This is a genomic window from Polyangium fumosum (assembly GCF_005144585.1).
Taxonomy (GTDB): Bacteria; Myxococcota_A; Polyangia; order Polyangiales; family Polyangiaceae; genus Polyangium; species Polyangium fumosum.
On record NZ_SSMQ01000019.1, the window covers coordinates 1 to 19036 of the forward strand.

Here is a 19036-nt window from a genome sequence, read left to right on the forward strand (position 1 = left end):
AAGTCTTCGGGAGGTCCCCCCGGCTCCGTCACCATCAGTCGCGGCCTGGAACGCCTAGCTCCCGCAGCAGAGATGCTGCGCGTCCTCAGGGAGAATGGGCTCGTAAGATGAGACCAGTGCTCAGGCCCGAGCCCGGTCGCGCTGGAGAGGCGGATCCACGCCCGCGCGAGCGCCGCGAGCTTCCGCTTCGTCCCGTGGATGCCAATGCCGCCGCCAGGTTTGTCGATCCCATTCTTCTTCGCCCGCGCGAGGTCGACGGGCTCCGGATAGGAGATCCCGAGGAATCGATGAAATCGCTCGCTCTCCGATTTGCTCGTGATGCGATAGACTCCCTCGGGCGTGCGCTCGTCCCCTTCGCGCTCCTTCTGCCCGACGGGCTGCGCCCCGAATGTGGCCGAGAAGGTGTGGAACAGCTTTTCGCCGCAGTGCAGATCGAGCGCGGCGTCCTTCTTGCGGACGACGATCGCGGGCTTCTCGCAGGAGGCGGGCTTCGCGAGGCTCGAAGGCGGCAGGAAAAGCACGAGGAGGGCGACCGCCGCAAGGACGAGGGCGGCGAGGAGGATCGGGCGCTTCGGGAGGGGGCGGGGGCGCGGCATGGGGCGGAGCCCCAGCTTGCCACACGTCACCCGTGCGCGCCCATGCGAAAGGGGTTCTCCCGCATATACACGAGCACCACGTCGCGGCTCGGAATTCCGGCGACCCCGACGGCCTCGACGCCAAACGAGGCGGTGACATTGGCGAAGCGCGCCGCTTCCACCGGATCACCGGTCTCCTGGAAACGAATCATGAAGGCCGTCGCGAAGACGTCTCCAGCGCCGGTGGGGTCGATCTCCCGGGCGGGGCGGGGCGGGATCCGCGTCACGGAGAGCGACCCGTCGTCGCGGCGTCGGTAGAGCGTGCTCCCGTCCCGGTATTCGGTGACGACCACGAGGGGCACCTGCGCGACGATCGGGTCGAGGCGGCGGAGGTCGGCGCCGATGTCTTCGAGCGAGAGCACGACGGCATCCACGTGCGGGAGAATCGCGGGCGCGCTCTCCCATGGTTTGGCATGGACGCGCCCGTGTTCGTCGAAGTGCCGCATCCATCCCTGGGGCGTGGCGACGACCAGCGTTTCCTCGGCGAGGACGTGGGCGACGTCGGGGGTGATCTCGTCGGCAATCGGCCCGAGCAGCGCGGCCCGCGGTCGGCGCAACGAGGGATCGATATCGGCGGCGGTGATCGGTCGCGCGCGCATGCTGCAATGCTGAATGCGGCCCGCCTCGATATAAGTATTGGCGAAGGTGGTCGTGGCCGCCGAGGGGAGGACGTGAAGCTCGACGTCACGCGGCAGCTCGGAGACGTCGAGGCCCGGCGCCGCCGCAGTGACAATCGTGGGCCTGCGCCCGAGCTTCACGGACGTGACGGCGGCAAAACTCACCGTGCCCCCGAGGCGGTAGCCGTCGCTCGGATCGGTGCGGAGCAGATCCCGGGCGACGTGTCCGATGAGCAGGATGTCCGGCGTGGCCATTTCTTCGACCCTCCCCGCGAGCATAGCACCTCGGGGCGCGAGCCACGGACCCTGGGCGGATGCCACGAGCTCGCTCGCCGGTACACTCAAGGATTGCGTGCGAGACGTGCGACAGGGCAGGCGAGCGTACGGGTGTGGCGGGACAGCCGAAGGGGGGGCGTGGCCTCAAGGCGCAGGGCTTGCGACCCGGAGGCAGCGCAGGCCGATGGGCTGGCCATTCCCGAGGTAAAGCTCCGTCATCGCGGCGCCCGAGACGGGGAGCGGCACGACGTGGTCCGTCTGCGGCGCGAGGTTCCCCAGCGCGAGCGAGCCGTCGTCGGCGCGCACGTAGACGTCGAGCGAATAGTAGAAGTGGAGCGGGAACGAATCCTGTCCCTGCTGGGCCGCGAGCGTCGCCTGGAAAAACGCGAAGTCGCTCTCGTCGAACGCGCCGACGTCGGCCTCGGTCGGCATGCGCCAATCTTCGCCGAGCTTCGCGGAGCACACGTCGACGTCGCTCACGTGCTGCGGGACCCAATAAGGTTTGGCGCCGTAATCTTCGTACGCGCAGCGCGCCACTTCGTCGTAATTGGCGGCGATTTCCGCCTGCGTGAGGGGAGGCCCGCCTGGGACCTGCTGCTTGATGCCCGGGTGCGCGGGCGCGCAGAGCGGCACGAGCTGCGCGAAGGTGTACACGTCGTCGAGGAGCGCGGCGCGCTCGGCCTCGGAGAGCGCGGGATACACGCTCGCATCCTGAAACACCTGAAAGACGCGCGCGTCAGGGAAGAGCGGGGCCGAGAGCTCGATGCCCGGCGCCCCCGCGTTTCCGGTGGCGATCGCTCCGGCGTACTGGAGTCCGGGCTGAAAAGATCCATGTTGCTCCTGCGGATCCTTCGGGTCTTCCGCGCAGCCAGCAACCAGCACGAACAGCGAGAACAAGAATCCTCTTCGCATGACGTACCTCCCTCACTCGTACAACGTGACCTTTCCATCGCGATTGCGCACGCATTTGATCGAGCCATCCTGCGAGCAAACGAAAGCCGCACCACGAGGGTACGCCGCGCAGAAGCGGAACGCGGATCGATGCCGCGTGCCGTAGGCCTCGACGCTCCGGGACGTCCCGTCCGGCAGGAAGATCGTTTCGAGCTCGGTCTGCGCGAGCACTTCGACGCCGAAGCCGAGCACCCGATACCGGTCCGTGAGGAGCAGCGCTCCGTCCACCGCCGTGAGGCCGGGCAGCCGTTCGAGCAGGCGGCGCGCCTTGTCCTCCGCATACTGGAACTCCATGGCGCCGCGGCCAGGGGAATCCTCGTCGAACTGGAAGACCGATTTCCGCAGGAGCGGCCAGACCGAGTCGTCCTCGCACTGGTATTTGATCTTGACGAGCTGTCGCCAGGAGAGGGACTGGCATTCACGGTCGGGGATGACGAGGACCGTGCCCCCGTGCCCGAGCTTGCGGATCGTCGAAAGGACGTCGTGCAGGTGCGCCGGGTAATTCACCTGAGGCGACCACGAGCCCCCGGGCCATTTGACGCCGTCCCATAACGCATCGGTCGCCTCGGCGAGCGCCTCGATCACGGATTGAAAGACGCCGAGCCGCTCGCCCTCCTCGAAGATACGCCCGTCTTCCAGGGCCACGAGGCTGCGCATGTTGCGCCCCACGGAGAGCTTTCCAGGCGCCATCACGGAGACGGTGAGCTGCATGTCCGCGCCATTGCAGAATCCCCAGATGAGCGGTACGTCCCCGCGCGCATCGACGGTCAGCATGACCTTGGCCGCATCCGCGGCCGGCGCCAGGCGCATGATTTCGTGCGGCGTGAAGCTCCTCGGCGGGTCGATCCGCAGGGGGTGATCGATCTCCGTTTCGCGCAGGTCGGGGCTGCAAACGACAGCGCGGAACTGCGTGCCGCGGCGCTCGTCCGCCGTGTAGCTCGCGTGGTATGCGACCTCGAGCAGGAGCGCGAGCTTGTCGTCGCTCGGGAGCGCCGGAGGCTCGCTCTCTTGCCGGGCCCACTCGTACCACCGCGCCTTCAGCGGCGCGATCATGTCGCGGGGATATTTGAACGAGGTCATCAAAGCGCAGGCTCGTCGGCCGATGAGACGGCGGTCACGGCCGCATGTCAAGCCAAGCCGAACGCGCAGCTCAGGCGACGTGCCCCACGAGCAGCTCGCCCATCTTGTCGATCGGCGCCTCTCCCAGCGCGAGGCCCGCCTCGCGGACACACCGCGGCATGCCGTAAACGACGCAAGACGATTCCGCTTCGACGAGCAGCCTCCCGCCGGCGGCGTGAATGGCGCGCGCGCCGTCGAGGCCGTCGTCCCCCATTCCCGTCAGCACGACGCCCAGCACGCCGGCGCCGAATCCCTCGGCGGCGCTGCGGAAGAGGAGATCCACCGAGGGGCGGTAGAACCCCCCGACGTAGCCCGTTTCCAGGCGCGCGTAGGGCCGCTCCGCCCGGCGCTCGATCCGCAGGTTCGTGCCTCCGCGCGCCAGGACCACGAGACCGGGCGTGAGCTCCTGGTCATCGAGAGCTTCCTGGACCGAGACCGCGCTCGTGTCGTTGATGCGGCGTGCGAGCGCCTCGGTATACCCCGGCGGGATATGCAGGGCTGCGACGATAGGGACCGGAAAATCACGCGGCAGCGAGGTGAACAGGCGCGTGAGCGCGTGCGGGCCGCCCGTGGAGGCCCCGACGACGACGAGGCTCGTCCCGCGGGAGGGCCGCGTCACCGGCGTTTCGAGGGATGGCGCCGCGCCCCGCCGGAGAACGGCCGCCGCGAGGACCCGGCTCACGAGCTCGTTCGACACCTCGTACAGCCGATCGGTCGCGAGCGAGGTGGGCTTCTGGACGAGGTCGACCGCCCCGTACGCGAGCGCCTTTTGGCCAAGCTCGCTCTGCGCGTCCGAGATGCTGACCGCCACGACCGCGGGCGCGCCGGTCGTGGGCAGCGCGCGTAAGACGCCGATGCCGTCGAGGTGCGGCATCACGAGGTCGAGGACGACGACGTCGGGCCGGTGCTCGGCGATCTTTTCGAGCGCGTCGAGGCCGTCCCGCGCGATATCGACCACTTCGATGCCCGGCTGCTTGCTCAGGACCTCCCGCAAGACTTTGCGCGCAAAAGCCGAATCGTCGACGACGAGCACCCGGATTGGTCGTTCCATGCGTGCGCTTTCAGCCCGCCTTTCGGTAGACGAAGGCCCCGCCGCGCTCCTCGCACCGGAGCGCGGTGCCGAGCCGCAAGAGCGACTCCGACACCCCGACGAGCAAGGCGCCGCTGGGAAAGAGGGCCCCGGTGAGCATGTCGATCACGCGCCGCGCTGTCGAGTCCTGGAAGTAAATGAGCACGTTGCGACAAACAATGACATCGAAAAAACCGATTTTTCCGATGGAATCACCGTCGAGCAAATTGATGCGCCGGAAATCGACCGCTTTGCGGATCTCCTCGCTCACCACGATGCGCTCGCCGTTCTTCTGCAGGAAGCGCCAGGCGAAGGGCGGGACCTTCACCTGGCTGCGCAGCGCCCGGGGCCCGTAGGCACCCGCGCGCGCGGCCGCGAGCGAGCGCGTGCTCAGGTCGCTCGCCACGATCTCGACCTGATGGAGGAGGCCTCGATCGGCGAGGCACATGGCAATGCTGTACGGCTCCTCCCCGGTCGCACACGCGGCCGACCAGATACGCGGCCTGCGCGGGCCGCCTGCCTCGGCGAGGGGCAAAAGCACGTCACGCACGAGGGCTTCGAGCTGATCGAGCTCGCGGAAGAGATAGGTCTCGCCGACGACGAGGACGTCGGCCAGCGCGTCGAACTCGGCCTCTCCCGCGGGGTCGTAACGCAGATAGTAGTAATAATCGAGGAGGGAATCGAACCCCGCCTCGACCGCGCGCATCGCGATCTTGTCGCCGAGCAGATCCTTGTCGAGGGGCCCATAATGGATGCCGAGCTTTTCCTCGATCAAAGCGCCGAGGATGGCGAAGACCTGGGGGGACATCGGCAAGCCGTTCATGCGGCCCACTGCGCTACGACGAGGGAGCACACCCGTCGGACCTCGGGATCCGGATCCACCCGCGCCGCCTGTTCGAGCGCAACGTGGGCCTGCCGCGTGCCGAGCGCGGCGAGCGTGGTCGCCGCCGCCTTGCGCGCCGCCGGGTTCGGGAGGCCGAGCGCCGCCAGGAGCGCCTCGTTCGCGCTCTCGCGGCGCATCCGCGCCAGCGCCGAGGCGAGCTGCGCCGAGAGCTCGTCGTCCGCCGTCGCGAGCGCTTCGAGCAGGCCCTCGATCCGGCCCGGCAAGGGCGCCGAGAGCGCGGTGAAGGCGCGCGTCGTCCCCGGGTTCGCGGCGTGGAGGCCGACGAGCGCCCGCGTGGCCTCGACCCCGGGCCGCTGCGCGAGGATGCCCATGGCCGTCGCGGCGACGCTCTCGTCGTTGTCCCCCGCGGCCCGCACGAGCGCGGGCAGGACCTCGGGCGAAGGCAGGCCCGCGATCGCCGAGACGGCCACGATCCGCGTCGCGGCGTCGGGCGAGGCCAGCCCGGCCAGGAGGTGCGGGATCAACTCCGGCCGCCCCGTGAGGCCGAGGCCGATGAGGGCCGCGCGCTGCACGTCCGGATCCCGCTCCTCGGCCGCCTTCTGCAGCGCGGCGACGGCGACCTCGCCCCGCAGATGCGCGAGCGCCTCGACCGCCCCCACCCGCACGTGCCCGGCCTCGTCGTCGAGCCGCGCGGCGATCCGCGGAGCCGACGCCTCGTCCCCGAGCCGCCCGAGCGACTTGCACGCGAAGTAGCGAACCCACGCATCCGCATCCCCGAGCGCGTCCACGAGGCAGGCGACGACACGAGGCGCGGCGGTCGATTGCCCGAGGGCACGAACCGCCGCGGCGCGCGCCCGCGCGTCGGTCCCGCTCGCCAGCGCCACCAGGGCGTCGAGGGCCGAGGGCGCGTCGAGGTAAGGCAGTCCGGCGATGGCGACCTCGCGGACACGTGCATCCGCATCGCCGAGCGCGTCGAGGAACACCGGCAATGCGGCATCGTAACCAAAGTAGCCGAGGATGCGCAGCGCCGCCCGGCGAATGCCTGGGTGCTCGTTTCGAGCGGCCTCCAGCGCGAGCGCCTCGGTGTCCGCGCTGCCGAGCGACTGGATCGCCGAGCTCGCCGCGTGCACGACGCGGCCGTTCGGGTCCGCGAGGAGCGGAAAGAGGACGCGGACCGCGGAAGGATCGCCGAGCCGGGCGAGCGTGTCGCACGCCGCGGCGCGCACCTCGGGGGCCTCGTCGCCAAGGCAACGGACCACCTCCTCCAGCGCGGCGCTGCTCGTGACGAGCGGCAGGAGGAGCAGACGCCGAGGCCCATCGCCGTCGCGCAGCGCGTCGAGCACGCGCGCATCCGAGCTCTGACCCAGCTCGAGGAGCGCGGCGGCGGCCGCGGCCGCCACGGCGGACGGGCCATCGAGCAGCGCCCGCAGATCCGGGATCGCGGCGTCACTGCCCAGCGCCGAGAGCACCGCGCAGATCGCGATTTGCTCGGCCTGCCCCGCGCCGCGCAGGCCCTGGACGAACCGCCGCACGGTCGCCGCCACGGGCACCGAACGGCGCAAGGTCTCGTCGATCGGCGCGACCACGCCGTAAAGCTCGGCGTGCCTCTCGCGCAGCTCCGCGAGCGCGAGGGCCACGGCGCGGACGATCGCGTCGCCGGGCCGCGCGAGCAGGCGCACGAGCGGCGTGACGGCGGCCCGGTTGCCGGTGCGGCCGAGCGCACGCGCGGCCTCGAGCATGTACCTCATGTCGAGCAGCAGATCGGCGAGCGGCTCGACGGCGCGTGGATCGCCGCTGCGCCCGAGCACGTCGATGGCCGGGAAGGTGCGGAAGAAGTTGCCCCCCGTCACGACCCGCACGAGCGACTCGACCACCCGCCTGCCCCCGATGCGCCCGAGCGCCTCGATCGCCGCGACGGCCACGTTGTCGTCGGGATGCGAGGTGAGCTCGGAGAGCCTGCGCAGGGCGGCCGTGCTCTTGCGGCGGCCGAGGATCTGCGCCGCGTCCGCCAGGACCGCGGGGGAGTCGGCGTCGGCGAGCCCGAGCACCGCGAGGTCGGCGCTCCCGGTCGAGGCCGAGAGCGCGTCGACGGCGGCCGCGGTGCGCGCCTCGTTGTCGCGTCGCTCGCGCAGGGCGAGGCAGATCGGCTCCACCGCGACGTCGCCCATCGCGGCGAGCGAGGCGACGACCCGGCGCCTGACGGTCCAGCTCGGGTCGGCGAGCATCTCGACGAGCGCCGGCACGCCGGGCGCGCCCACCGCTTCGAGCTCGTGGATCGCCTCGATGCGTTGCTTTTCCGCTTCCGAGAACGTGAAGCCCCCCGGAGACGTGCTCATGACTCGGACGCCGCTCCTCCGGCGGTCCCGTTCGGCGCCCGCAGCCGGGAGAGCGCAGACCACAGGCTCGCCACGGTGTCTGCATGTCCCGTGCTCGCATCCCGGATGCGCGCCATCTGCCCGACGACCTGGCCCAGCGCGTCCCGCGTCGCGAGCGCATCCCGCGCCTGCACGAGCAGCGCTCCCGCGACGGCGCGCGTGCGTCCGCGCAGGTCGACGAAGGTCTTCGCGAGCTTCTCGGCGGCGCCCGTCTGCTCCGCGGAGGCGCTCGCGATCGTCTGCATCGTCGTCGTCTGCCTCACGGCGGCCGTGGCCAGCATGGCGACCGTCTCCGCTTGCTCGGCCACCGCGCGCGCGGCTTGCTTCGCGATGCGCCGCACGGCCTCGCCTTCCTTCGCGAGGGCCGCAGCGGCCTTGGTCTGCTCGACCGCCGCGCCCTTCACCGCCGCCGCCAGCGTGGCGACCTGACGCGAGGCCACGTCGAGCTGCTTGGCCGCGCGCGAACGCTCGGCCACGACGCGCGAGACCTGCCCGGCCTGCTTGCGCGCGTCATCCACCGTCCGCGCCACCTCGGTCGCGCCGCCCGCCTGCTCGGCGAGGCCCGTGACCATCCGTTGCGCGGCGCTCGTGACCTCCTGCGCGAGCGCGCCCACGCCCGTGAGCGCCCGCGTCTGCTCGTTCATCGCCGTGCTCGTCTGGTGCGTCAGCGAGCGCATTTGCATCGCCGCCTTGGCGAGCTGCGCCGCCCCGGAGGCCTGCTCGCCCATCGCGCGCGAGACCCTCTCGGCGTTGGCCGTGAGAAGCGTGTTGGCGCGGACGACGTCGCGCAGGCTGCGGGCCTGCTCGCCCGTCGCTTCCTTGGTCTGCCGTGCCATGCGGCGCATCTCGCCGCTGCCCTGCGCGAGCGCCTGGATGGCGCTGGTCTGCTCGGCGGCCGCGCGGGCGATCGCCTTGCCCTCGTCGTTCACGCGCGCGGCGATCTGGGCCATCGAGGAGACGGCCTGGACCTGATCGCCGTTCGCCCGCTCGACGTCGCGGACCGACCGGCCGAGCCCCTCGACCCCTTCGAGGATGGTGCCGAGCGCGCGCTCGGCGTCGGTGGCGAGGCGCGAGCCTTCCTCCGCGTTCTTCACGCTCTCCACGGACGCCGTGACCGCCTCGCGCGCCGTGCCCTGCAGGCCCCGGACGATCTTCGCGATGTCGGCGCTCGCCGCGGCCGCGCGATCGGACAAGGCGCGGATCTCCTCGGCGACGACGGCGAAGCCCCGCCCGTGCTCGCCGGCGCGGGCGGCCTCGATGCTGGCGTTGAGCGACAGGAGGTTCGTGCGGTCCGCGATCATGTTGATCGTCTGCACGATGTCGCCGATCTCCTCGGCGCGGCGGCCCATCTCCTTCATCACGCCCGCGGACTCGACCATCGCCTGGCGGATGCTCCCGAGGCCCGCGATCGACTTGCCCACCGTGGCGGCGCCTTCGCGCGCGATCACCACGCTCTGGTCGGCCGTCTTCCGCGCATGATCGACGATCTCGACGATCCGCCGCGTCGACGTCTCGACCTGCGCGGACGCGGCGGTGCTCGTCGCGCCGAGCTGGTTGATCTGCTCGGCGCTTTGCGCCATCACCTGCGCCGAGCGCGCGAGTTGCTCCGCAGCCGTCGCGTTCGTCTCGACCACCACGGCGTTCCTCTCGGCCGTCACGGCGACCTGCTCCACCGACGCCGCGATCTCGGTGACCATGCTCGTCGTGGAGGCCGCTGCCTCCTCGAGGGCCTTCGCGTTCTCGGCGACGCTCTTGATGGATCGCGCCATTTGCTCGGCCGTGGCGGACGTCTCCTCGACGGCGGTCGCCATCTCGGTGGCGTCGCGCGTCACGCGCTCGAGCGCCGTGCCCGCGCTCGTCACGGCCGTGGACATGCCGAGGATCCGCTCGCCGACGCCCTTGGCATCCGCGGAGAGCCTCCCGATGCCCTTGGCCATCTGCTCGATCGTCGTCGCGACCTCCTCCATCGAAGCCGCGTTCGACTCGCCCCGCTCGGCGAGATCGGCGAGGTCCTTCGTGTTCGAGACCGCGGTCGCGAGCAGCTCCTCGCTCGCGGTCGCGAGCTCCTCGGCGTTCTGACCGACCCCTTTGATCGAGCGGGCGATCTCTTCGGTGCCGGCCGCCGTCCCCTCCGCCGAGGCCGCGAGCGCTTCGGTGTCGTTCTTGATCCCGTGGATGCTCGGCGCGAGCTCTTGGAGGCCGCTCGCCGTGGCTTCGAGGCCCCGGAGCACCTCGCCCGCGTCCTCGCGGATGCGCTGCTGCGCGCGCGCGAGCGTTTGCAGGGTGATGCTCGTCCCCTCGACTTCGTCCGCGAGCTCCTCCAGGGATGCGCGGAGCTCCTGGCCCGAGGACGCCCGCCCGTCGCTCCCCTCGGCGAGGCGCGACGCGGCCTGCTCGATCGCGTCGGCCTGCGTGGCCGTCCGGCGCAGGTCCCGCTCGGCCTCCGCAGCTTTCGAGAGCGCCAGATCGATCTCAGCCGTTCCGTTCGTCGCCATAAATGCCTTCCTGCCCGATGATTTTTTCGAAATTGACCAGCATCACGAGGCGCTTCTCGCCTGGCCCGCGCTCGACGTGGGCCACGCTCCTCACGAAACCGGCGCCGTCGCCCCCCATCCACGCCGGCGGCGCTTGCAGCCCCTCCGGCGGGATCCTCATGATCTCCCGCGCGCTGTCGACGAGCAGCCCCACCGTGCGCTCGCCGCTCTGGACCACGATGACCCGTGAATCCAGGGTCGGTTCGATGCTCGAAAGCCCGAAGCGCCGTCGCACGTCGATGACCGGCACCACGCGGCCCCGGATGTGGATCAGCCCCGCGACGTAGGGCGGCGTCCCCGGCACCTTCGTCGCGCCGCCGAACGACTCCATCTGGAGCACGTCCGCGGCCTGGAGGACGTATTCTCCGTCGTCGACTTTGAAGACCACGTAGAGCTCGCTCATACGGGCACCTCCGTGCGGTTCTGGGAAAGCGCCCCGCTCAGCGCAACCAGGTCGAGGACCAGCGTCGGCCGGCCGTCGCCGAGATCGGTCGAGCCGGAGACGCCGGTCACCTTCACGAGGGGATCCTCGAGCGGCCGGATGACGACCTCCTGCTGCCCGACCATCCGCTGGATCCCGAACGCCAGGGCCGCCCCGTTGCGCCGCACGACGAGCGCCTTCGGCTCCTCTCGGGACGCGAGCGAAAAGACGGACGCGAGGTTCACGAGCGGCACGATCTCGCCGCGCCGCTCCATGAACCTCACCTCGCCGAACCGTGTATGCCGCGAAGGCCCGCGCACGAGCGCCTCCGGCACGACCTCGACGACCTCCTCGATCGCCGCGACGGGCGCCACGAAGGTCTGTTCGCCGCAGACGAAGGAGAAGGCGTCGACGATGGTGATCGTGAGGGGAATGCAGAGCGTGAACGTCGTCCCCGCGCCGGGCGTGGTCCCGAGCGACAGCTCGCCGCCGAGCTCGACCACGGCGCGCTTCACGATGTCCATCCCGAGCCCGCGTCCGCTCGTCTTCGTCGCGTGGTCGAGCGTCGTCAGCCCGGGGAGGGTGATCAGATCGAGCAACCCCGCGTCGTCCGCGGGCACCGGGCGCGAAGCCCGGTGTGCGACGGCCTCGCGGTCGATGCCGCGCCCGTCGTCGCTGATGCCGAGCTCGAGCTGGTTCGTGGAGCGCTCGAAGCACGTCACCCGCACGAGCCCCTCTTCCGGCTTGCCGAGGCGCCGCCGCTCGGCCGGCGACTCGATCGCGTGGTCGACCGCGTTGCGGATGAGGTGCACGATCGCCGGAAAGACCCGATCCGCCACGGCCTTGTCGAGCTCGGCCTTGCCGGCGTCGATCACGACGCGGACCGGCTTCTTCGTGGCGCGGCTCAGGCCTCGCACGATGAGCGGCACGCGGTCGAGCAGCTCGGCCACGGGCACCATCCGGGCCCGCATGATCGCGCCGCGCAGATCCCGCACCTGCCGGCCGTAGCCCTTCACGATCTCGCCGAGCTCGCCCACGTTCACGCCTTGCGCGGCGAGCGCGTCCACGGCGCGCGCCAGGCGGAAGCGGGTGATCACGAGCGCCGAGAGCCGCTCGAGCGCGTCGTCGAGGCGCGCCACCTCGACACGCACGATCCCGCGCTTTCGCCCCTCGCCGACGTCCTCCTCGGCGGCCTCGGGCTCGGCGAGCGGATCGGCCCCGTCGACGCGCCGCGTGTGCAGCACCTGGACGTGCTCCGGCTGGGTCGCGGCTGCGGCCGCGAGCGCCTCGTTGGTCGCGTCCGTGAGCACGAGGAGGGCGAAGGCGAGCCCCCCGGGCGCCGTGTCGCTCGCGGGGATCGAGAGCGGCACGACCTTCACGATCTCCGCGAAGGCGCCGATGCGCTCGCGCACGCTCGTGATGGTCGTCCCCTCGGCCGCGCGGGCAGGCGACGGCACGAAATCGACCCGCAGCGCGCGGCGCCCGCTCTCCGCGCCCTGGAGGAGCTGGGCTTTTTCCGTGGCCGAGAGCTTGGCGGAGAGGCCGGCGTCGAGGACCAGCTCGACCGTGGCGGGCGACGCGTCCTGCGTGATTTCCAGCGCCGCGAGCGCGTCGAGGAGCTGCGGGGGCGCAGGCGCCACGGGCGCGCTCGTCGACAACGCGCGCACCCGCTCGCCAATGGCGCGCAGCCCCGCGAGCAGGGCCTCGAAGGCATTCGTCGAGAGCGCTCCGGCCGCTCGATCGGCCTTTCGCAGGACCGTCTCCATGGCGTGGGCGACGTCCACGATGGGCTCGATCCCCACCATTGCCGAGAGCCCCTTGATGGTGTGGAGCGAGCGAAAAAGCTCGCGCACGGCCCGCGGGTTGTTCTCGCCTTTGCGCAAGGAGGTTTCGACGGCGAGCAGGTTCGTCGTCGAGGCCGAGAGGTGCTCCTCGGCTTCGACCAGAAACCCGGCCAAAAATTCGCTCGCGTCGAACGCGTTACCCATGGAACGCGTTACTCATGGAATCCCGCCGCATCCAGGCGCAGCATCGACTGCACGTTCGCCAGGATTGCATCGGGCGTGAAAGGTTTCGTCATGAACTGGGAGGCGCCTGCGGCGAGGGCGCGCACGCGTGATCCTTCGTCGCCTCGTGTGGTCACCACGAGGACGGGCAGGCGTTGCAGCTTGTCCTGACCGCGGATGAACTCGATGACCTCGAAACCGCCGATGTCGGGCATGTTGAGGTCGAGCACGACGAGATCGAAGGCCTTGAGCGCGAGCTTTTCGATGGCCTCGAGACCACTCGCGGCGTGGGTGAACGTGAAGTCCTCTCCCACGCGAAGGCACGCGACGATCATTTCGCGCATCACTTTGCTGTCATCGACAACGAGAATTTCCGTCACGCGACCCCCTGAGGACCCGGTCCATTACCTCCCTCGTCCGAGCCCGTCAAGCACGCTCATGCACAATGAACGACAGCTTTTTGCTGCCCTTCCACAATCGTGGCGCATTGCCGCGTGCGCGTGTTCGCCTTGGTGCAGAATTCGGCCGCTGCACATTTGACAGGGGGGTGACCGCAGTGTAGCGAACGATGACCATGCCTGCTGCAAGCTGCGCTCTCCAGAAAGGTGTTGTCTGGATTGTCGATGACTCCGCGCTGGACGCCGAGCGCGCTCGGCGTGCCCTGGAAAATCATTACGCGGTTCAGGTTTTTCCTGATGGGACGGCCGTCCTGGAGGCCCTGGGGAGCCATCCAGCGCCGGACGTGCTCGTGCTCGATTGGGTGATGCCCGGTGTCTCCGGCATCGAGGTGTGTCGATTCGTTCGTTCGAATGGTGCGCACGCTCGCATAGGCATTCTCCTGCTGACGGTCCGACAGCAGACCGAGCAGGTGGTCGAGGGGCTCTCGGCCGGCGCCAACGATTACTTGTCGAAGCCGTACGCGACGAACGAGCTCGGGGCCCGGGTCGATGCGCTCGTGCGCTCGATAACCTTGCTCGACCGCGCCGAGAAAGCGGAGGCGACCGTACGCCATTTGCTGGCGAACGTTCCGGACGCGCTGCTCGTCCTGGGGGAGGGGCGGCGGATCACGTATGCCAATCCGGAGGCGCAGAAGGCGCTCGGTCGATGGGCGCCGGCGCGGCTCCTCGGCCAGTCGATCTGCGAGCTCTTGCCGCAGCTTTCTGCCGAGCTCTTCGCGGCCGCCACGGGCGTGGAGGCATTCGCGCTGCCGGACATCACCATCGACAATGAGGTCTACGCGCCCACGGTCCGCGTGTTTCCTGTCGACCTCGGCGGGGGCTCGACGATCCTGGCGCTGCGCAACGTCACCGCCCGGCGGATGGCCGAGGTGCGGCGGCTGGATTTTTATTCGATCATCGCGCACGACCTGCGCTCGCCGCTCAGCGCGATGCTGATGCGCTCCGAGCTCATCCTGCTGGGCAAACACGGGCCCCTGCCGCGCGAGGCCGTCGTCGATCTGCACAAGATGCAGGGCTCGATCCGGATGCTCGTGGGCATGATCAACGATTTCCTCGACCTCGCGAGCATCGAGGGAGGGCATTTCAAGCTCATCAAGGAAGAGATCGACCTCGTGTCGCTCGTCGACGGCGTGGCCGACGTCCTGCGCCCGCTGCTCGTCTCGGGCGAGCTCTCGTTCGAGATGCGTGCCCTGCCGCGGCCCACGGTGCTGGCCGATCGCCGGCGGCTCGGGCAGGTCGTCGCCAACCTCCTTTCGAATGCCATCAAGTTCACCCCGCGCGGCGGCAAGATCACGGCCACGCTCGCGGAGACGGAGACGTACATCGAGGCGGTCGTCGAGGATACCGGCAGCGGCATCTCGCCGCATGAAATCCCGAAGCTGTTTCAGCGTTATGCACGGGCAAACAGCGGGATGGCGGGCACGGGCCTCGGGCTCATGATCGTCCGCGAAGTGGTGGAGGCCCACGGCGGCACCGTCGGCGTCAACAGCGTCGTCGGCTGCGGGAGCCGATTCTGGTTCCGCCTGCCGAAGATCGGCGGGCATGGCCATCCCTCCGCGCACGCGTCGCCCGCCGGCTGACGTTTTACGAGGCGTCTCCCTGCCGTTCCTTTCGTCGTCCCCTCGGCCGCGTCGGCTGCGGCCGCGTCCACGCCCACAATTCCTCCTTGACACCGCTTCCGCTTCTATGGCACCGTGCCCTTGCGTACGGTTTTGTCCAAACAGGAGGGATTCTTCATGGGAGAGGTCATTGCCGCGACGGCGAGCATCGATCGCATCGACGGGGATGTTCATACGGCGTACGAGATCGCCGTTGCGCGTGGGGGCGAGGTGGCCGAGGCGGCCTTCTTCCGGCTGCACCCGGGCGTCACGGCGATCGATGACGCGAAGGCGATCCACGAGGCCGCGAAGAAGGCCGAGTCCCTCGCGTGGGCGTCCGTGGCCGGCATCGATCACGACGCGGATGGCCTCATTGGCAACGTCCGCGACGAGATGTGGAATGCCCTCGGCCGGCCCAAGCAAAGCTCGCACATGGACGCGGTCTTTCCCGAGGGGATTGGCACGTATACCGCGGGCGACCCGCTCGGGCAGCCTTTGCTCATGCAGGTCCTCCGCGCCCGCATCATCGCCGCCGACGCGCCGCAATGGCCCGAGGCCAAGCGGACTGCCTGGGCCGCGGCCATCGAGGCGAAGCGCGAGGCGTACGAGGCCGCTGTGAAGTCGTATCGACCCATCGAGGCGGCCCTCGTCGTCGCCGAGGCCGGGTATCGCGCCGCCGTGCGGGGCGCGCACGCGCGCCTCAAGAACTTCAAGCGCGACCTGAAGAACCTCGGCCTCACCGAGGCGCAGATCCACGAGATCATCCCCGACGCGAGCGCCGGCAAGAAGCGCGGCGGCACCGGAACGGGCGAAAAATAAGGCGTTCGACCCACCGCCGGCCGAACTCGGACGTCCGATCTCGCCTTCGACCCTTCCTCGCCGAACCAACGTTTCCCTGCATCGCCCCACGACGCGTCGTTCGCGCGGGAGACCTCCCCTGAATCCGCCGCGGGAGGGTCGTCCGCGGACCAACGGGCCCGAGAATCGGCGAAGGCCGGTCCGCGGCGCGCCGAGGAGGGGCGCGGTCCGGCAAGGAGGGGACGTGGCGCCGTGGGGCGTTCCGTTGTTTCGTGAGGGAAGGGTCGATCGACAAAAAACGGGGCCATTTTTTCGGCGAGGAAGGGTCGGCGGCGGGTTCGACCTTTCGGGATCGGCGCGCAGCGGGTCGTGAGGTGGTTCGGTAGAAGCTTGCCTCCGGCTCCATGCTTTGGGTGGCCTGGCTCGCATGTGTTGCTGTGAGCGGCTCTTCCTCCTCGTGTTGCTCCTCGTCCTGTGCGTGCCGTTTACCGCCCGCGCGGAGATCCGCGATGACTTGTCTCGCTCGTTTTGCCTTGTCGTCCCGTCGCTCGACGTGAGATTCGATCCTCCGTGCAAGCCATGACGAGACGCCGCTCGGCCATGCTGGGCGTGCTGGTGGTGGGCTTCGGTGGGGCAGGAATGACGGGCGCGTGCGGGTCGAGCGAGCCGCGCGAGGCAGAGTCGCTACGTGCGGAGGTTGATCCACCGGATCCGCTCGCCGAAGCTCCGTTGGCCATTCAGGCGAAGCCCCCTCTGGGCGAGCGACCTCCGAGGTTTCCTCCCGGAGAACCCATCGAATGTTTCGATGTCATGGCTCCTATGCCGTGCAAGCGTTACCGCATCCCGCTCCTCGGAAATCCTCACGAGAACGTGGCCCTGCGGAACAAGTACAAGGCTGCGTTCGGGGGCGCTTGTTACACGTCCGCGGGACCCACACCCACGTTCGATTGCTTTTACAAGCCCTCGCAGATGACGCCGAAGGGGAAAGCGTGCACGGATGCCCAGAAGATCCCCGAGGTCTTCGGAGCGGCGCCGTATGACAAGGGCTACGAGTGCCAGGAAGTCCAGGGCACGAAGGATTGGTGGCTCCAGGTCGGTCCGGATCCCGCGATCAAGATCGACATCTACTACCTGGACGCGCCCCTGGAGACGTCGCTCATCGATGTCAACGGTGTCCCGACGGCGATCAACGGCCCGTATCGCAATTTGCCCGAGCCGTCAAAGGTCATACCGGGGAAAGACTTCCACTGCTACCACATCGACGGCGTCAAGCAGAAAGAGCGGCTCCTCCAGGTCAACCGCGACGCGCACAAGGGCGACGCGGGCGAGGGCGAGATTCACTCCGATCTCGCGGGCTTCGAGTATGAGTGTGATGGACCCGGCAAGCTCCAATGCATAGAACCGCTCGTCCTCCAAGAGCCATCTCAAGGATATGACAAGAATCGCGCGGAGGTGCACCACGTTGTGCGCGCGAGGGACCTGCGCGGTTGCGACTGGGGCACGAACTCGAACAAGAACGCGGTGGTCATCTCGGCGAAGCTCAACAATTATCTAAAGAACAAGTACCCGACGAAGGAGGAGGTGGATTGGGTCAACGCCGTTCCGCCGTACACGCCGTGACGCGGCCGGACCCAGGCGGCGCGTGTTGACGCCAAGACCAACGTGGTCTAGGCGAGGCCGATGGTCGAACGGACCACCCCGCTCTTCAGAAACCTCGTCTTTGACCGAAACGCCATCGTGCGCGCCGCGCTGCGCGCCGACGTCGAAAGCCTCCTCGCCAGGGTGGATCCGCTCGAGCGCCATCGGTTCGCGGTCACCGACTGTGCGGATTGGACGGGCGACCTAAAGCGGGGCACCATCTACTACGACAACGGCTGCGGAGATTACGTGGTGGTGGCGTGGACCGAGGTGGGCGTCGTCGGCCTCGCGCTCGACGGGTGGCAGGGCCCGATCGAGCAGCTCGACCTGTCGGTCGACGCAGTGACCGGCGGCCCGGACGACGTGCGCGGGGCTGTTCCAGACCTTCCCGAGGAGCTGGAGCCTGCCCTCGTGCTCGCCACCGGCATGCTCGACGTGGGGCCGGACCATGGGGAGAAATTGGCCGGTGCGGGCTTCTGGCTCTGCGGCGACCGCGCGGGAGGCACGCTCTTCGTCGCCGACGATTTGACGTTGGCCTGGGGCGTCACCCGGCTGGCTGCGTGGGGGTTGCTCCGGGGCGGTCGCCTGCCACGTGCGTGTAGTGACGAAATCCACCTCGAACCCGACGAACCGGAAGCCGTGCCGATCCAGGCGATCATCGACGCCGTGGTCGATCGGAGGCTGAAAGGCCCTACGGAGCTCACGACGGACGAGCTTGCGACGCTGCTGCCGAAGCCGCCCGATCCGAAGCGACTGCTCGCCGTTCAGCGCAGCCTTCAGAAGGTCGGCATCACCTGGCCTGGCTCGCCCAAGCTCCCCGAGGAGCCGCGGCAAAGATGTCGTGATACAGGTGTTTCCGGGCCAATGGCGACGACGACGGTGCACCCCCGCGACCCTGAAAACCTCTACTTCTACTTGGACCGCGACGCCATCGTCCGCGCCGCGCTCCGCGCCTACATCGAAAACACCCTCGCTTGGCTCGACCCGCTCGATCGCCATCCCTTCGCGGCCTCCTTCGTCCCGCATTGGACCGGCGACCTCTCGCAGGGCGCTTTCCGGAACAAGGACGAAGGCGGAAGCTACGAGGTCATGGCGTGGAGCGAGGCCGGCGTCGTCGGCCTCGCGTACGAGTTCGGGTATGGTCCGATCGAGCACCTCGAACTCCCGATCGACGCGGTGAAGGGCGGTCCGGACGACGTGCGCGTGGCATTGACGGACCTCCCCGCCGAGCTTTTGCCCACGCTCGAAATCGCCGCCGGCCTGCTCGACGTGGGAGCGCATGGGGAGAAGCTTGCGAGCGTCGGCGTCTGGCTCCACGGCGAGCTGGTCGGAGGCTCGCTCTATGAATACTACATCCAGAAGGGCAAGGACCGGCTGTACGCGTGGGGCAAGCTCAAAGAGGGAAAACTACGGCGGTGGTATCAAGGCTCGTACGTGGCGGACCTCGGCCGCACGAAAGCCGCACCGATTCAGGCCCTCGCGGACGCTTTGACCGACCGGGCCCTGAAAGGCCCCACGGAGCTCTTGCCCGACGAGCTCGCGACGCTGCTCCCCAAACCGCCCGACCCGGAGCGATGGCTCGACGCTCAACGCATGCTTCAGAAGGTCGGCATCACCTGGCCCGGCTCGCCCGAGATTCCTAGCGCGGGATAGGGCTGCGCCGGATCCCTACGCCGGAGCGGCAAGCGGCAAGCGGA

The 19036-nt window shown here is 69.3% G+C and carries 15 protein-coding genes; 4 read left to right on the forward strand and 11 right to left on the reverse strand.

What is annotated here, in order from left to right; translation table 11 throughout:
- The 11 genes from E8A74_RS19325 to E8A74_RS19375 all read right to left on the reverse strand — a co-directional run.
- Nucleotides 1–596 (reverse strand): L,D-transpeptidase family protein (locus E8A74_RS19325; RefSeq protein ID WP_136930510.1); only part of this gene is annotated, 596 nt, incomplete at its 3' end.
- 26 nt (nucleotides 597–622) lie between these two features.
- Nucleotides 623–1507, reverse strand: a complete 885-nt coding sequence (locus tag E8A74_RS19330; protein ID WP_170229224.1) for a PfkB family carbohydrate kinase — start codon at nucleotides 1505–1507, stop codon at nucleotides 623–625.
- 165 nt (nucleotides 1508–1672) lie between these two features.
- Nucleotides 1673–2440, reverse strand: a complete 768-nt coding sequence (locus tag E8A74_RS19335) for a hypothetical protein (protein ID WP_136930512.1) — start codon at nucleotides 2438–2440, stop codon at nucleotides 1673–1675.
- Between the two features lie 12 nt (nucleotides 2441–2452).
- A complete protein-coding gene (locus tag E8A74_RS19340; protein WP_136930513.1) occupies nucleotides 2453–3559 on the reverse strand; it encodes a putative sensor domain DACNV-containing protein in 1107 nt (368 codons plus the stop codon).
- A 70-nt stretch (nucleotides 3560–3629) separates the two neighbouring features.
- Complete coding sequence (cheB, locus tag E8A74_RS19345; RefSeq protein ID WP_136930514.1) at nucleotides 3630–4649, reverse strand: chemotaxis-specific protein-glutamate methyltransferase CheB; 1020 nt, start codon at nucleotides 4647–4649, stop codon at nucleotides 3630–3632.
- 10 nt (nucleotides 4650–4659) lie between these two features.
- Nucleotides 4660–5490, reverse strand: coding sequence for a CheR family methyltransferase (locus E8A74_RS19350; RefSeq protein ID WP_136930515.1), 831 nt, complete (start codon nucleotides 5488–5490; stop codon nucleotides 4660–4662).
- Nucleotides 5487–7847 carry a HEAT repeat domain-containing protein gene (locus E8A74_RS19355; RefSeq protein WP_136930516.1) on the reverse strand — a complete coding sequence of 787 codons (2361 nt, stop codon included), beginning with the start codon at nucleotides 7845–7847 and terminating at the stop codon, nucleotides 5487–5489. Before E8A74_RS19355 ends, E8A74_RS19350 begins: the two co-directional genes overlap by 4 nt.
- Nucleotides 7844–10381: a methyl-accepting chemotaxis protein gene (locus E8A74_RS19360; protein WP_136930517.1), complete on the reverse strand. Its 2538-nt coding sequence runs from the start codon at nucleotides 10379–10381 to the stop codon at nucleotides 7844–7846. Before E8A74_RS19360 ends, E8A74_RS19355 begins: the two co-directional genes overlap by 4 nt.
- Nucleotides 10359–10823: a chemotaxis protein CheW gene (locus E8A74_RS19365; protein WP_136930518.1), complete on the reverse strand. Its 465-nt coding sequence runs from the start codon at nucleotides 10821–10823 to the stop codon at nucleotides 10359–10361. Before E8A74_RS19365 ends, E8A74_RS19360 begins: the two co-directional genes overlap by 23 nt.
- The gene (locus E8A74_RS19370) at nucleotides 10820–12829 is read right to left on the reverse strand and encodes a chemotaxis protein CheA (RefSeq protein WP_136930519.1); all 2010 of its coding nucleotides are present in this window, start codon (nucleotides 12827–12829) and stop codon (nucleotides 10820–10822) included. The genes E8A74_RS19365 and E8A74_RS19370 overlap by 4 nt, the downstream gene beginning before the upstream one ends.
- A gap of 8 nt (nucleotides 12830–12837) precedes the next feature.
- Nucleotides 12838–13227, reverse strand: coding sequence for a response regulator (locus E8A74_RS19375; RefSeq protein WP_136930520.1), 390 nt, complete (start codon nucleotides 13225–13227; stop codon nucleotides 12838–12840).
- 194 nt (nucleotides 13228–13421) lie between these two features.
- Between E8A74_RS19375 and E8A74_RS19380 the strand changes: the two genes are divergently transcribed.
- The 4 genes from E8A74_RS19380 to E8A74_RS19395 all read left to right on the forward strand — a co-directional run bounded on the left by E8A74_RS19380 (nucleotide 13422) and on the right by E8A74_RS19395 (nucleotide 18992).
- Nucleotides 13422–14885: an ATP-binding response regulator gene (locus E8A74_RS19380; RefSeq protein ID WP_170229225.1), complete on the forward strand. Its 1464-nt coding sequence runs from the start codon at nucleotides 13422–13424 to the stop codon at nucleotides 14883–14885.
- Between the two features lie 156 nt (nucleotides 14886–15041).
- Complete coding sequence (locus E8A74_RS19385; RefSeq protein ID WP_136930522.1) at nucleotides 15042–15722, forward strand: hypothetical protein; 681 nt, start codon at nucleotides 15042–15044, stop codon at nucleotides 15720–15722.
- A 789-nt stretch (nucleotides 15723–16511) separates the two neighbouring features.
- On the forward strand, nucleotides 16512–17321 hold the full coding sequence (locus E8A74_RS19390; protein ID WP_136930523.1) for a hypothetical protein: 810 nt from the start codon (nucleotides 16512–16514) through the stop codon (nucleotides 17319–17321).
- 60 nt (nucleotides 17322–17381) lie between these two features.
- A complete protein-coding gene (locus E8A74_RS19395) occupies nucleotides 17382–18992 on the forward strand; it encodes a hypothetical protein (protein WP_136930524.1) in 1611 nt (536 codons plus the stop codon).
- Nucleotides 18993–19036: the final 44 nt, after the last annotated feature.

What these genes read in the sequence shown, in the direction of transcription:
- E8A74_RS19350 (WP_136930515.1), bottom strand. Translation starts at nt 5,490, where the DNA reads ATGAACGGCTTGCCGATGTCCCCCCAGGTCTTCGCCATCCTCGGCGCT.
- cheB (WP_136930514.1), bottom strand. Translation starts at nt 4,649, where the DNA reads ATGGAACGACCAATCCGGGTGCTCGTCGTCGACGATTCGGCTTTTGCG.
- E8A74_RS19395 (WP_136930524.1), top strand. Translation starts at nt 17,382, where the DNA reads ATGGTCGAACGGACCACCCCGCTCTTCAGAAACCTCGTCTTTGACCGA.
- E8A74_RS19355 (WP_136930516.1), bottom strand. Translation starts at nt 7,847, where the DNA reads ATGAGCACGTCTCCGGGGGGCTTCACGTTCTCGGAAGCGGAAAAGCAA.
- E8A74_RS19365 (WP_136930518.1), bottom strand. Translation starts at nt 10,823, where the DNA reads ATGAGCGAGCTCTACGTGGTCTTCAAAGTCGACGACGGAGAATACGTC.
- E8A74_RS19360 (WP_136930517.1), bottom strand. Translation starts at nt 10,381, where the DNA reads ATGGCGACGAACGGAACGGCTGAGATCGATCTGGCGCTCTCGAAAGCT.
- E8A74_RS19335 (WP_136930512.1), bottom strand. Translation starts at nt 2,440, where the DNA reads ATGCGAAGAGGATTCTTGTTCTCGCTGTTCGTGCTGGTTGCTGGCTGC.
- E8A74_RS19340 (WP_136930513.1), bottom strand. Translation starts at nt 3,559, where the DNA reads ATGACCTCGTTCAAATATCCCCGCGACATGATCGCGCCGCTGAAGGCG.
- E8A74_RS19390 (WP_136930523.1), top strand. Translation starts at nt 16,512, where the DNA reads ATGGCTCCTATGCCGTGCAAGCGTTACCGCATCCCGCTCCTCGGAAAT.
- E8A74_RS19380 (WP_170229225.1), top strand. Translation starts at nt 13,422, where the DNA reads ATGCCTGCTGCAAGCTGCGCTCTCCAGAAAGGTGTTGTCTGGATTGTC.
- E8A74_RS19330 (WP_170229224.1), bottom strand. Translation starts at nt 1,507, where the DNA reads ATGGCCACGCCGGACATCCTGCTCATCGGACACGTCGCCCGGGATCTG.
- E8A74_RS19370 (WP_136930519.1), bottom strand. Translation starts at nt 12,829, where the DNA reads ATGGGTAACGCGTTCGACGCGAGCGAATTTTTGGCCGGGTTTCTGGTC.
- E8A74_RS19385 (WP_136930522.1), top strand. Translation starts at nt 15,042, where the DNA reads ATGGGAGAGGTCATTGCCGCGACGGCGAGCATCGATCGCATCGACGGG.